General features: G+C 59.6%; 12 protein-coding genes. 5 read left to right on the forward strand and 7 right to left on the reverse strand.

What is annotated here, in order from left to right; genetic code table 11:
* On the reverse strand, window positions 1–2,008 hold a 2,008-nt coding region (locus D8U70_RS25145), incomplete at its 3' end, for a toxin VasX (protein ID WP_347238407.1).
* A gap of 723 nt (window positions 2,009–2,731) precedes the next feature.
* Between D8U70_RS25145 and D8U70_RS25150 the strand changes: the two genes are divergently transcribed.
* From D8U70_RS25150 to D8U70_RS25180, 5 genes are all read left to right on the forward strand, one after another.
* Window positions 2,732–3,208: a hypothetical protein gene (locus D8U70_RS25150; protein WP_122746075.1), complete on the forward strand. Its 477-nt coding sequence runs from the start codon at window positions 2,732–2,734 to the stop codon at window positions 3,206–3,208.
* Window positions 3,209–3,632: 424 nt separating this feature from the next.
* Complete coding sequence (locus D8U70_RS25160) at window positions 3,633–4,076, forward strand: hypothetical protein (RefSeq protein ID WP_130930007.1); 444 nt, start codon at window positions 3,633–3,635, stop codon at window positions 4,074–4,076.
* A gap of 256 nt (window positions 4,077–4,332) precedes the next feature.
* Complete coding sequence (cdiI, locus tag D8U70_RS25170; RefSeq protein WP_071172684.1) at window positions 4,333–4,695, forward strand: ribonuclease toxin immunity protein CdiI; 363 nt, start codon at window positions 4,333–4,335, stop codon at window positions 4,693–4,695.
* 64 nt (window positions 4,696–4,759) lie between these two features.
* Window positions 4,760–5,605: a hypothetical protein gene (locus tag D8U70_RS27830; protein ID WP_177433996.1), complete on the forward strand. Its 846-nt coding sequence runs from the start codon at window positions 4,760–4,762 to the stop codon at window positions 5,603–5,605.
* 81 nt (window positions 5,606–5,686) lie between these two features.
* Complete coding sequence (locus D8U70_RS25180; RefSeq protein WP_130930008.1) at window positions 5,687–5,989, forward strand: hypothetical protein; 303 nt, start codon at window positions 5,687–5,689, stop codon at window positions 5,987–5,989.
* 88 nt (window positions 5,990–6,077) lie between these two features.
* Here D8U70_RS25180 and D8U70_RS25185 read toward each other — a convergent pair whose 3' ends face one another.
* From D8U70_RS25185 to D8U70_RS25210, 6 genes are read right to left on the reverse strand one after another with little or no spacing between them, the layout of a single operon-like run.
* On the reverse strand, window positions 6,078–7,709 hold the full coding sequence (locus D8U70_RS25185) for a BatD family protein (protein WP_122691214.1): 1,632 nt from the start codon (window positions 7,707–7,709) through the stop codon (window positions 6,078–6,080).
* Entirely contained in the window at window positions 7,706–9,442 is a 1,737-nt protein-coding gene (locus D8U70_RS25190) for a tetratricopeptide repeat protein (protein ID WP_122506747.1), read from the reverse strand. Before D8U70_RS25190 ends, D8U70_RS25185 begins: the two co-directional genes overlap by 4 nt.
* Window positions 9,439–10,518: a VWA domain-containing protein gene (locus tag D8U70_RS25195; protein WP_130930009.1), complete on the reverse strand. Its 1,080-nt coding sequence runs from the start codon at window positions 10,516–10,518 to the stop codon at window positions 9,439–9,441. Before D8U70_RS25195 ends, D8U70_RS25190 begins: the two co-directional genes overlap by 4 nt.
* Complete coding sequence (locus D8U70_RS25200; protein WP_042606790.1) at window positions 10,511–11,008, reverse strand: DUF4381 domain-containing protein; 498 nt, start codon at window positions 11,006–11,008, stop codon at window positions 10,511–10,513. The genes D8U70_RS25195 and D8U70_RS25200 overlap by 8 nt, the downstream gene beginning before the upstream one ends.
* Window positions 11,005–11,949 (reverse strand): DUF58 domain-containing protein, encoded by a 945-nt coding sequence (locus D8U70_RS25205; RefSeq protein WP_130930010.1) that lies wholly within the window; start codon window positions 11,947–11,949, stop codon window positions 11,005–11,007. Before D8U70_RS25205 ends, D8U70_RS25200 begins: the two co-directional genes overlap by 4 nt.
* 5 nt (window positions 11,950–11,954) lie before the next feature.
* Window positions 11,955–12,914: a MoxR family ATPase gene (locus D8U70_RS25210; protein WP_007913915.1), complete on the reverse strand. Its 960-nt coding sequence runs from the start codon at window positions 12,912–12,914 to the stop codon at window positions 11,955–11,957.
* Window positions 12,915–12,957: the final 43 nt, after the last annotated feature.

Raw genomic sequence — 12,957 nt, forward strand, 5'->3', positions numbered from 1 at the left:
GTTCGCGCAGCACTTCCTTGATCGTGGCTTGCAGCGCCGCTTGTTCCGCCGGGGTGGACACGGTGAAGGTCACGCCGCTGGTTCGCGCGGCGTCGAAGACGCGCAGGCGCAGGGCTTTGGGCAAGCGCTGGAACAGTTCGTCGAGGTCGGGGATTTTCTCGCCGGCAAGATCAAAACCTTCCAGCGCCCGGCTCAGGCCGAGGTTCAGCGCCGGGCTGTAGGTGTCCTGCACGGCATCGGCGAGGACGCGGCTGTGTGCGGGCAGATCGTCGAGGGCCGGCAGCTGCGGCTGCTCGATGCTCTGCAATTTGGCCAGCCAGTCCGGCAGGTTGTTGAACATCGCCATGCCGGCGTTGAACAGCGTTGAATATTGCCCGGCCTGTTCGGTCTGCAAGCGCAGCGGCAAGGTGTAAAACAGCGGGCGGGTCAGTTGCGGGTGTTGTTCGAGGTAACCGAGCATTTGCTCATTGGCCGCGTCGCTACGGCCGATGTCCTTGAGGCAAGCGTATTCGCTGGCGAGCGCCTGATCGATCTGCACTTGGCCGTCGAAATACCACGCCGAGCGATGGAAACGCCCGGCGCACAGCAGTTGCGCGCGGTCGGCGGTGATGCGTTCGAGCAGGCGATTCCAGCGTCCGAGGTTGTCGCGATGACTGTTCAGCACCTCGTCCATGGCCGGACGGTCGATCAGGTCATTGATGCCGCGTTTGCCGCTGAGCAACGGGCCGTCGAGCACGTCTTTCATGCGCCTGTTCTGATCCTTGCCGAGCTCGACCAGTGTGCTCAGATGACGCTCGACGAAATCGGCCGGGGCCACTTCGAGAAAATATTCACGGGTGTAAAAGCGTCGATCCGCCTCGGCGGTGACGCGAGCGTGCGCGGTGAAATCCGGGGCAACGCCGTCGAAGCGGTTCAGCGCCAATGACTCGTCCAAAGCCTTTTCGCGCTGTTGCTGCAGTTCAGGTCGAGCCTGGGTATCGGTCGGGACAACCTCACCACCCTTGTTCAAATAGTCGAGCAGCGCCTGCCGGGTATTTTCCCGATCCGGCTCGGGCAATTGCTCCAGTTCAGCGAACAATGCCTGGGCGCGCGGATCGTCGCTGGCCTTGGCCAGGGTGTCGAAATCCTGAGCGCCCAACTGGCTCAGCGACTCGATGTAACTGGCCAGCAGATAGTCGCGCTCGTTGTTGTCGGTGTTGCTCCACTGCTCGATCCAGCCGACTACCAGGTCCTGATAATCGGCCAGATCGCGCATCACGCCGAGGTCGTCGTTGACCAGCAGAAACAGCGTGTCGTCCTGATATGGTCCGCGCACCCGCCCGAGAAATTCGCCGATATGCGCCTCGCGAAAACGTCGCGGGTTTTCCCACAGATAGGGCTCACGCTCGTGCTCCGGCGCGTCGCTGACCTGCACCGCCGGCATCCGCGTGGCGTCCGCCTCGGCCAGCGGTTTCGCTGTGCAGGCCACTTCCGCCAGCCACTGTTTGGCCTGGGCCACGGTGAGCAGATGCTCGCCGCCGATCAGACAATGCACCGGGCCAAGATCGACCGCCTGCATGAAGTGCTCGCGTTCCTCCGCGCTGTCCAGCACCTGTCGGCACTTCGCCGCGCTCAACTGCACGTCGGCAAAGGTCACGTAAAGGGTGCTTTTGCGCGAGAAGATCAAAGCCGGACGTTCCTCGATGGCGCTGCGCTGCTCCTCGCTGACGCTTTTGCCGCGATGCAGCAATGCGCTGATCACGCCTTCAAGCACGCGGTATTCGTATAGCTCACCGCTGAGACTGTCGACGATGTACAGCCAGCCATCGCGCAGGCGGCGAATGCCCATGGGACGCGTGCTCAGGGTGTACGGCAGCGTGAGTTCGCTGCTGGGGTCGAAGGTTTTTTCCACCAGGCCGTACGCGAGGGGCAGCAGTTGCACGTGGGTGTTGCGCAAGGGGCAGGCGGCGGGGCCGATGATCGGGGCTTTGGACGCGGCGGCTGCCGCAAGGTTGGCGGGGTGCATCATTGAGCACATTTCCCTGTGTCTATTTGTGACAGAGAAATGTGCGTGTATCTGGAAAACGACAGCAGTCAGATCTTTCTGTGTTTTGCGTAGGAATCGAACACTCGGGATGAAACCTACAAGGGATCGTCCGAAATCTTACAGAGGTTACTTCGGATGAATCGTGAGTAACGCTGAAGGCCTACCCGCGCTCGCAAACCGACGCAGGGCAAACAGAGCCTTTAACAGGCGCATTGCCCGAGGATACGAGCTGTACCGCTCATCGAAACCGATTGTTCAACCCATCGATTGATTGACGCCAAAATAGTGGCCACCTAATATCATGCCGGCTGATGCGCTAGTGCAGAGACGCCAGCGACTCTTTGCGCTCATCCGCGCCGCTGTCCGGCCGAGCATGGCACCTGATCAGATCGATTATTGCCCGTTACAGGATCTTCTACATGGACGTTCGTCGTTCGTATTCCTCGCGCACCAGTCTCCTGCTCCTGTGGGCGAACTCATCAGTTCATTGGCATGCCCAACCGCGGACAGACGTTCCTGCTGGCAAACATCATGGTCTTGCAGCCACTATGAGCGCAGTCCGATGGCATCGTCGTTGCCAATCCCAGTATCTCGCTGGATCGTGCGGGTAATGGAGCAGAACCAGGGACAAAACAAGTTCTGATAAACAGAGGTCTGTCCCCCCGAGGTCATCCGCGGCGGAAAATCGTGTCTGGAGCCCATGCAATGCATCTGATCAACTCTTTACCCTTCGTCATCGACACTGAACCCTATGACGCGTGGAAGCAGCAATGGGCAAATCAGGAAGGCCTGGATATTCATTCGTATATCAACGACCAATGCCACCCGGAACAGATATTGATGTTTTCCACGTTGCTGTTCCCCACGTTCATCGTGTCTGAGGGAGGCGTCTTCCTCGAGCGGAATTTTTCACACGAAGCGTTCGCGCGCTGCGTGAACCTGGCCGCTGGCGACATGGCGGAGGTTGAGCGGCTTATGAATTATGTGAAGATTTATGATGTTTTTGGCCAATACGGAAATGGTGTATTGCCCAGAATATTTCTTCAGCTGTGCGAGATGATCGGGTTTGCCTGGCGAATGGTGTTGAAGGAGAAATTCCCGGACACATTATTCACTGTCGAGGTGTCGAACTCGGATGAGAATTACGGCCCGGTGGTTACGTTTTATCAAGTGAAACAATGATTGATCCCTTCCCAACGCTCGCTGATAAAAGATTTTTTCTTAATGTACCCGCCTCAAGACCGTGGGCGAGCTTTTTACATTTCTTGAGTTGAGCCACCAATACAATGCCTAAATTTTCCTGTGTGTGCGGTCAGATTATCAATTTGTCTCATGGTACGTCCGAGTTAGAGTTTTCAATGGTTGCCGAGCGAAAGATAGATGAGCTGGGTGCTGCCTTGGCAGACCGTTGGTTGTCTGAGGAAGAGTTCTATCAGCAGATAAGTGCGGGTGCTACTACTGTTTATCGATGCAATAAATGCGGGCGACTACATATTGATCAAGGTGGCGGAAACTTTTCTTCCTATATTAAGGAACTATGATAGAGCGCGCCACACGCTTTCGGGTAAGAGTGGGGACTGGATTGTTCGCCAGCAAGAGGCTTCAAATGGACTTTTCAATTGCGGAGTACGGAGCGGTCGGCCCTTTGAATGGCAAGTTGTCCAGAGGACAAGTGCGCGACATTCTTGGAGCCGGTTTCGAAGTGTTCTGGAAAACAGCTGACTCCTTGAATACTACGGATGCTTATTTTCAGCTCGACCTTCATGTCTACTACGACGCGCGAGATATGGTTAAAGGGGTAGAGTTTTTCGAAAGAAGCACGGTGTCCTGGAACGGCCACAAGCTGGTAGGCGAAACATCCACGGACGTGTTGGCTTTGTTTCGTCGCCACGGTATTGATCCCGTCATTGACGATGACGGATTTGAAGTCGGTGAGTTGGGTATGGGGTTTTACGTTGACGATGACGACGACTTGATCACCACTTTATATATCAATCTGCGCCGCGAAATTCATTTAACGGCGTCGTGCTCTAACATGAGCCAGAGATGATCATCTGCCCAAGATGTCAGCAGGATTACATTGTCTGTGCCCATGTCAAGGCCACTGGGAAAGAGTTATTCATGTGCCCAGAGTGCGACGCTACCTGGTTTTCAGTTGAGGCGATCGGCGTTGCGCCTTTTCTGGATTTTGGGACTTATATGGAAAGCATAGGCTTGTCGATGCTGTGGGACGAGTTGGACATTGTTTCCGATTCAGAAGACTCAAGAAATGACAGTGTTTGATCCGGCAATGAAGTGAGGTTGTTATGAAGGAGTTGTTCGGTCAGCCATACCGCCAGTCAGACCCTTATTGGATTGTCAAAGGGTATTTTGACAGGATGTATGATGATGGCCGTTTCATCGAGGCAGCCGGCTATATTGTTAGGCGTTGGGGGTTCAGTGTTGATGGAGCATACTGTAACTTCCCTGATGTAAATAGCTCATTTGAAGAGGGTCATTTCGAAGGAGTGGAGTTTTCTTATGGGTGTCCCTCTAGCGATGCAGACACAATTGTTGTCAGTGAAGAGGTTTGCATGGAATACCTTCGGCTAGCTTGTGATAAATACCTACAGCGCCATCCTGAAAGTAACGCTGAAGTAGATGTTCTCTTAAGTGGGAGCTATATCTGATAAGTAGAAGTGTTCCATTTGTCTAGCGCAGCCAAAAGATCTCCGATCAAGAGAAAGTTAAAAGATGAATGATTTCGAGTCAGTAAAGAAATTGATTATCCAGTTGGTTAAAGATAAAGCCGGTAATTTTGATGGTGACAGTTGGGAAGCTGATTACAAGCTGAACTGGGAAGACGAGTTAGCGGAAAGGCTAGCAAACGCTTTCTACAATATGTCCAGAGCGGCATCCGCCAAAGAAAATACAGATGATGTCATGTTGAAAGCCGCGTTACTGAATTCACGAACGGACTTCATGGATCTCGCCAATTTTTTCAGGGATATTTTCGACGATTTGGATGCACTGCTGCGCAAGCCAGTCTGGCCGGATATTCCAGAAGGATTTGATTATCAGGGCTACCACCAGCGAGTTATCCATAGGTGCAGAATGCGCAAGCCTGACCATCTTGGAAGGAATTGCGTATCTTTCTTGGTTCAGGGGATCCCGGCAAAAATGACAATGGTATTTAGTTTTTTAGGTCGCGGTGATCTGGGATTGATTCATGCTGGCATGTCCCGAGAAGAATCAAGGAAGGCGCTGGGTGGTCGGTTTGAGGCGTTTTACAAAGCCGAAGATTCGACAGTACCGACCGACGCTTACGATGATTTAGGCGTGCACGTTTACTTTGATGAGCGCTACCGGGTCTTTGGCGTTGAGTTTTTTAAATGGAGTGAGCTTGTTTGGGACAACCAAAAACTGGTCGGTGAGAATGCGCTTGTGGTTCGACAGTTTTTGGCCAAGCGAGGAGAGGTTCTGGTTTTCAATGATTCAGGCTTCAGTGCCACTGGCGTGGGTTTAAGGTTTTATGTGCCTGATTTCGAAGAAGACGACGCCATCGTTGAGGCTGTCTATGTAGAAGTTGGCGGCGCATGAGGAGAAGCGCGGGAAACAAATAGCTTATGGATTGGACATCTCAGAGGAACTCAGCTTCAGTCGCAATCTGGAGGTTTTACAGTGATTACCGAAGATATAAAGATCGTCCAAGAGATCTTTCAGGTGGTCGAAGCCGGCATCGTCCATGGCTATGACGCGTTCCGTTATGGCGTGGAGTTGGGGGAGGGCTACATCGAGACGGAGCTATGCGTTGAGATAGATGGTGTCGAGGACTGGAACGTCGAGGAAGACATCAACGGCGCGATAATTCTACGTCTGGTCCGCGAATTACAGGACAGCGCAGTCAAGCGTGGCGAGCCATGGAAGTCATTCGTCCTCTCCTACCGCGAAGGCGAACAAGTCAAAACGAAATTCGAGTATTGATCCCCGACTTTGAGATCAAAAGATCGCAGCCTTCGGCAGCCCACTACACAATCCGTAGGGCGTGCCAAAGGCTGCGATCTTTTGCTGTTCACTTCGGATAAAGCGGCGGCAATCCACTCTCACTCACCGGATCCTGCACGCGCTCGGCGGCGGGAATAGTGCGGATCGCCCGCCACAAATCCTCACCCTGCCAGTGCTGTCCCGTCTCGCTGTACAGCGCTCCATTCAACCCATCCAGCGCATCCGACAACGGCACAAACCGCGCGGCCATGTCTGCCAGTGTCTCCGGCTGCTGCCGCGCCCAGGCGTCCAGTGCCTGGCGGGTGGCGTGGGGGTCGTTGGCCTGGCTGGCGCGTTTGATGTCGTCGAGCAGGGTGCGCGGGCTCGGGCCGGTCTGGGCGGCGCGGTGGATTGCCGGTTGCCAGCGGGCGCGCCACCAGAGGCCGAAGCCGAGCAGGGTGGTGCAGGCGAGGATCAGGGTGCTGAGTTTCCACCACCACAGGGTGTCGTTGTCGGGCGTACTCGGTTGCAGGGTGCCGGCCGGGGTGTCGATTTGCAGGCTGGGGTTGTTCGCCACTTGCAGGGTGCGCGCGGGCAGGCTGCTGTGTTCGAGGTGGTCTTCGAAGGTGTTCCACCAGACCACGTCGACGGTTGGCAGGTCGATCGCGCCGCTGCGGCTTGGCACCAGGGCTTCGCGTTCTTCGCGGCTGCCGATGATGCCGCGGTCGCTGCTCTGGTTGCTCAGCACCGGTTGATCGGGGTAGCGGCGCAGGCCGTTGACGTCGGTGGCGGGCAGGGCTGGCAGTTGCGAGCTGGCGAGGCCTTCGACTTTCAGGGTCAGGCTGCGGGTCAGGGAATCGCCGACCTGGGTGTGATCCGGTTCCGGGCTCCAGCTTTCGCTGAGGCTGAGGCTGCGCGCCGGCAACCATGGCGCATCGACCGGGTAGGTCAGCGGTTTCGGTTTGACCGTCAGCGGAATCGACGCCGAGCTGACGCGCATCAGTTTGCCGGGCTTGGGCCCCGAGGCGTCTGCTGATGGCGCGGTATCGACCAGCGTGGCGCTGAACGTCTGCGGCGCGATGGTCAGCAGGCCGCTGTGTTGCGGATAGATCGCGTAGCGCATCTCGATCACGCCGTGGCGCAGACCGTTGATGTCTTTCTCGTAGGTGCGCGTGTCGCCAAGTTGTTCGATGCGCGCATCGGCAATTTGCAGCGGGCTCAGGCTGCTGTCGTCGTACAGCGAAACCGAGTGGTAGATGCGCAAAGTCAGGATGGCCTGGGCCTGCACGTAAACGCTGGTCTGATCGAGGCTGGCTTCGATGAACACCGGATCAAGGCTGTTGTTGTCTTCGCGGTTATCGCTGGCGATCACCTGCACGGTGATCGGCTGGCTCTGCGCTTCGCCCAGTTGCAGCGGGGGAATCACTACGCTGCCGTTCTCTTTCGGCAGCAGGGTGATGATCCAGCGTGTGGTCGCGCGGTTGTCGCCGTTGAGGGTGTTGAGCTGGTTGACCTGGCGCGTGCCGCGCACTTCGAACAGCGCTTCCAGTGCCGACAGATCGGGCTTGCCGAACTGGGTGACGTCGTCAGTTTCGAGGGTGAGCTCGACCGTCTCGCCTGAGTTCAGGCGACTGCGATCCACGCTGGCGGTCAGCTCGGCCGCCTGAGCGGTGGTCGTGCAGATCAGCAGGGGCAGCAAGAGAGCGGTGAAGCGGGTCATCGATTGTTTTCCTGATCCTGATGTTGTTGCTGTTCGTACCAGAATTTGCGCCTGAGCAGTTCGCCCGGGTCGTCCGGGATCTTGCCCAGCCATTGTTCGAGCGCCTGACGCTGCTCGCCTTCGAGGTTGTTCTCACTCGGGCGCAGGGTCGGCACCGTGTCGGTTTCCTCTTCCTCGTTGCTGCCGGGGATTTCATTGGGGCCGGGCAGCGGCGGGGCGGTCGGCGGCGGTTCGCTGGCCGACTCGGCCGGTTGCGCCTCGCTCTGGGTTTCACTGCTCACCGCCGGAGGTGGCGCGGTAGTGGGCGAGGGCTCATCGCCGGGCAGACTTTGTTCGTTGGGCTGGTTGTCCGGTTCGGGCGGCGGCGGGGCGTTTTTCTGCTTCAGCAGGTTTTCCACCAGCGCCTTGTTGGTCTGCGCCGGACGCAGATCCGGTTGCAGTTCCAGCGCCTGTTCGTAGGCGTCGATTGCTGCTTCCAGCTCGCCACTTTTTGCCAAGGCGTTGCCACGATTGTAGTGGGCGCGGGCATCGCTGCCCTCGGCAAAACGCTGAGCGGCGCCACTGTAGTCGCCGGCCTCGTACAACGCCACCCCTTGCCATTGATGATCGTCAAAATGCTGCGCGGCTTCGGCCGGGCGTTTCTGCTTGAGCAAGTGCAAGCCTTGCTGGTCGGGGCGCAGCCACAAGTCTTCGAAATCGAAAGCGTAGCTCGGTTGCGGCAGGCACCACAGCAGCGGCAGGCAGAACAACCAGCCACGGCGCCCGGCACACGCCGCCAGCAACAGCAGCGGCAACAGCAGCCAGTAACCCTGATCGGCCCACGTATCGAGGCGCACGGTCTGGCCGTCGTCGCGCAGGCTGCGCGGGCCGTTGAGTAGACCAAGAGCGCCAAGATCAGCCTCGTCGAGTCGCGCCGGGTGATACTCGCCGCCCACGCTGTTGAGGAATGTCGCCAGACCAGGACTGTCGAGTTGCGGCACGCGGATCGCGCCTTGCTCGTCCTTGAGGAAACTGCCGTCCTCCTGGGCGATCGGCGCACCTTCGGCGGTGCCGATGCCGAGCATCAGCAGTTGCGTCGACTCGCCATTCAGCGCGCGGCGGATACCGCGCCGTTCTTCTTCATTGAGCGACGAACCTATCAGCAGAATCCGCCCCTGTCCCAGCGCACCTTGCTTGAGCAAGGCCAGCGCCTTGTCCACGGCCAGATCGGCGCGGTGGCCGGCTTCCGGCATCAGCGACGGCTTCAGCGCGTCGAGCAGGTTGCGGCTGGTGGCCAGATCATCCGACAGCGGCACCAGCGTGTGCGCGCTGCCGGCATAGACGACGATGGCGGTCTGCGCATCGCTGCGCGCCTGCAACAGGTCGAACAGCTTGCGCCGCGCCTGTTCGAGACGCGTCGGTGGCGAGTCGGTGGCGAGCATCTCCGGGGTCAGTTCGAGCACGACTACCAGCGGGTCGGCGGGTTTCTGGCTGGTCTGTTCGACGCGCTCCCAGCTCGGCCCAAGCAAGGCCAGAATGGTCAGCAACCACGCCACGCCAAGGGCGACCCACGGCAGTTTGCTCTGGCGCCCGCTGCCGCCACTGAGCAGCGCAGCGTGAAATGCAGGCGGCAGAATCATCTGCCAGCGACCGGCGCGTTTCTGTCGGTGCCAGAGTTGCCAGAGCAGCCAGCCGAGCAGCGGCAACAGCAGCAGCCACCAAGGGCGGAACCAGTGCGGCCAGAGCGCGATCATCGGCGCCTCCGCAGGCGCAAACGCTGCAAGCGCTGACGCCAGTCCGGCAGCGGACTTTGCAAATACAGTTGCTTGCTGAACAGGCGTTGCAGCGGGTTATCCGGCCACAGTTCGCGGACGACCAGCAACAGACTCAACCACAGCGCCAATGCCAGCGGCCAGTGATACAAGGCTTGCGCCGGACGTGCCTGAGTCGGTTGCTGGGTCACCGGTTCGAGCTGATCGAGGGTGTCCTTGATCGCTTGCAGCTCCAAGCCGTCGTGGGCGCGGAAGTACTGGCCGCCGGTGATTTCGGCGATGGCCTTGAGCGCCGGTTCGTCCAGATCAAGGCTCGGATTGACCCCGAGCAGGCCGGTCGAGCCGCTGTCCTCGGGATTGGCGCCGATGCCGATCGGATAGATTCTGACGCCCTCGCTGGCGGCGAGTTTTGCGGCCGTCAGCGGATTGATTTCGCCGCCGTTGTTGGCGCCGTCGGTGACCAGAATCAGCACGCGACTTTGCGCCGGGCGCAGGCGCAGGCGTTTCAGGGCCAGGCCGATGGCATCGCCGATCGCGGTGTTCTTGCCGGCGATGCCGATCCGCGCTTCGTCGAGCCAGATGCGAACGGTGCGCCGATCGAAGGTCAGCGGCGCTTGCAGGTAGGCCTGGCTGCCGAACAGGATCAGACCGACGCGATCGCCGTCGCGGCTTTCGAGGAAATCGCCGAGCAAGTGCTGCACCAGCGACAGACGACTGACTTCTTCGTCCTGCCATTGCATGTCGGGAAAATCCATCGAACCGGACACGTCCACCGCCACCAGCAGATCACGGCCACTGGCGGCAATCGGCAGCGGTTCGTCGAGCCATTGCGGGCGCGCGGCGGCGGTCAGCAGAATCAGCCACAGCAAGATAAATGGCGCCTGCTGCCGCCAGGCCGGCAAGTTCGCACGCGCGCGGCGGCGGGCGAGGCCTTCGAGGTCGGCGAGGAAACTGACTTTCAATGCCGGCTCGCCGCTGTCGGCCACCGGCAGGATCAGACGCATCAGCCACGGCAGCGGCAACAGCACAAAGATCCAAGGCCAGGCGAACTCAAACATGTTTGCGAATCCACGTGTCGACCGCTTGGGTCAGGCCGGCGATGGCTTTGTCGTCGAGTTTGCATTCCGGTTTGTACGCGCCTTCAACCAGCACCATCCAGCGCGTCAGGCCGGCAGCGGGGCAGCGGTTATCGAGGAAGGCCAGCCATTTGCGCCCGTTGAGGGTGTGGCTCTGGCTGTACGGATAGTGGTTGCGGCACAGGCGTTTGAGCAGGCCGTTGAGTTGTTGCAGCCAGGCGCCGGCGGGTGCACCGTCGTAGGGTTTGGGCATTTGCGCCAGTTCGGCGAGCGCGGCGATGCGCACCGGATCCAGCGGCTGCTCGGCGCGCACCACCGGGCGTTTCTTCATCGGAATGAAGCGGCGCAGCTTCCACACGGCAAAACCCAGCAGCGGCAACAGCAGAAGCAGCAGCCACCAGCCCGGCGCCGGTGGCCAGAAGGCGATCGGCGGCGGCGAGATCAGCGGCTGCAGTTGTTCGAGGCCGTTCATCGACCTTTCCCCGGACGCTGCGGGTTCAGGAACTCGCGCATCTGCTCGACCATTTCGCTCTGCGTGCTCAACGGCATCAGCAACACCCGCAGCTTTTGCGCGAGCAGCTCCCAACGGGCGATGCGCGCTTCGGCCTGGGCGCGGTAGGTCTGGCGCAGGTCGGAATTCAGCGTGTCGATCTCCAGTTGCGCGCCACGCTCGGCGAAGCGCAGCAGGCCGGCAGCGGGCAAAGCGTGATCGAGCGGATCGGACAGCGGCAACATCAGCAGATCACAATGCCGCGCCAGCAGACTCAACTGCTGCTCGGCGCTGTCGGACAACGCGCGTTCGTCGCAAATGACGATGGCCAGACTGCCCGGGCGCAGCACTTCCCGCGCGCGGCGAAGGGCCACGCCGAAGGCATCGCGATCCGGCTCGCGCTCGCTGTGCAGCGACTGATTGACCTTGACCAGCCGGTTGAGCAATTGCAGCAGGCTCTGCTTGCTCCGGCGAGGCTTGATTTCGTAGTGCTCGTTGTCGCCGAACACCAGCCCGCCGACGCGATCGTTGTGCCCCAGTGCGGCCCAGCCGATCAACGCCGCGACCTGCGCCGCCAGCACCGACTTGAACATCAGCCCCGAACCGAAAAACAGCCGCGTGCTTTGCTCGACCATGATAAAAATCGGCCGCTCGCGTTCTTCATGGAACAGCTTGGTGTGCGGCTCCTGCGTGCGCGCAGTGACGCGCCAGTCGATGGTGCGCACGTCGTCACCGGCCTGATACACCCGCACTTGGTCGAAGTCGACGCCACGGCCACGGAATTTCGAGTGATGCAGGCCGATCAGCGGGCTGCGCTGACTCGGCGTGGAAAACAACTGTACCTCGCGCACGCGGTGACGCATTTCGATCAGCTCGGCGAGGCTGATGCGGATACCGGGTTCGGAGGGCAGGGCGGCGTTCATGAGGGTCAAGCGACGGCGACGACGTCGAGAATCCGCTGCACCACGCGATCCTGATCGATGCCAGCGGCTTCGGCTTCGAACGACAGAATGATGCGATGGCGCAACACGTCGAACAGCACGGCCTGAATGTCTTCCGGGCTGACGAAATCGCGACCGGCCAGCCAGGCATGAGCGCGGGCGCAGCGATCGAGGGCGATCGAACCGCGCGGACTGGCGCCATAGGCGATCCACTCGGCCATTTCCGGGTCGAACTTGGCCGGGTTGCGCGTGGCCATGACCAGTTGCACCAGGTATTCCTCCACGGCGTCGGCCATGTACAAACCAAGGATTTCCTTGCGCGCGGCGAAGATCGCCTGCTGGCTGACCCGGCGCTCGGGCTTGGTCTCGCCGTTCAACGCCTCGCCACGGGCCTGCTGGAGGATGCGCCTTTCGACAGCGGCGTCGGGGAAGCCGATTTTCACGTGCATCAAGAAGCGGTCGAGCTGGGCTTCCGGCAACGGATAGGTGCCTTCCTGTTCGATCGGGTTCTGCGTGGCCATCACCAGAAACAGCGGCGACAGCTCATAAGTGCTGCGCCCGACGCTGACCTGACGCTCGGCCATCGCTTCGAGCAAGGCCGATTGCACCTTGGCCGGCGCGCGGTTGATTTCGTCGGCCAGCACCAGGTTATGGAAGATCGGCCCTTGCTGGAAGACGAAACTGCCGGTTTCCGGACGGTAGATTTCGGTGCCGGTGATGTCGGCCGGCAGCAGGTCGGGGGTGAACTGAATTCGATGGAACTGGGCTTCGATGCCCTCGGCGAGTTCTTTGATCGCTTTGGTCTTGGCCAGACCGGGAGCGCCCTCGACCAGCATATGGCCGTCGGCGAGCAGGGCGATGAGCAAGCGCTCGATGAGTTTTTCCTGGCCGAGAATCTGCGTTGAAAGAAAGGTTCGCAGCGCCAGCAGCGCTTCACGATGTTCCATCGATGACTGTTCCTGGAAATGGATGGCCGAGAGCGTGCGTAAT

This window comes from Pseudomonas sp. Sample_20 (assembly GCF_004307585.1).
GTDB classification, from domain to species: domain Bacteria; phylum Pseudomonadota; class Gammaproteobacteria; order Pseudomonadales; family Pseudomonadaceae; genus Aquipseudomonas; species Aquipseudomonas atacamensis.

What these genes read in the sequence shown, in the direction of transcription:
- D8U70_RS25150 (WP_122746075.1), top strand. Translation starts at nt 2,732, where the DNA reads ATGCATCTGATCAACTCTTTACCCTTCGTCATCGACACTGAACCCTAT.
- D8U70_RS25160 (WP_130930007.1), top strand. Translation starts at nt 3,633, where the DNA reads ATGGACTTTTCAATTGCGGAGTACGGAGCGGTCGGCCCTTTGAATGGC.
- cdiI (WP_071172684.1), top strand. Translation starts at nt 4,333, where the DNA reads ATGAAGGAGTTGTTCGGTCAGCCATACCGCCAGTCAGACCCTTATTGG.
- D8U70_RS27830 (WP_177433996.1), top strand. Translation starts at nt 4,760, where the DNA reads ATGAATGATTTCGAGTCAGTAAAGAAATTGATTATCCAGTTGGTTAAA.
- D8U70_RS25185 (WP_122691214.1), bottom strand. Translation starts at nt 7,709, where the DNA reads ATGACCCGCTTCACCGCTCTCTTGCTGCCCCTGCTGATCTGCACGACC.
- D8U70_RS25190 (WP_122506747.1), bottom strand. Translation starts at nt 9,442, where the DNA reads ATGATCGCGCTCTGGCCGCACTGGTTCCGCCCTTGGTGGCTGCTGCTG.
- D8U70_RS25195 (WP_130930009.1), bottom strand. Translation starts at nt 10,518, where the DNA reads ATGTTTGAGTTCGCCTGGCCTTGGATCTTTGTGCTGTTGCCGCTGCCG.
- D8U70_RS25200 (WP_042606790.1), bottom strand. Translation starts at nt 11,008, where the DNA reads ATGAACGGCCTCGAACAACTGCAGCCGCTGATCTCGCCGCCGCCGATC.
- D8U70_RS25205 (WP_130930010.1), bottom strand. Translation starts at nt 11,949, where the DNA reads ATGAACGCCGCCCTGCCCTCCGAACCCGGTATCCGCATCAGCCTCGCC.
- D8U70_RS25210 (WP_007913915.1), bottom strand. Translation starts at nt 12,914, where the DNA reads ATGGAACATCGTGAAGCGCTGCTGGCGCTGCGAACCTTTCTTTCAACG.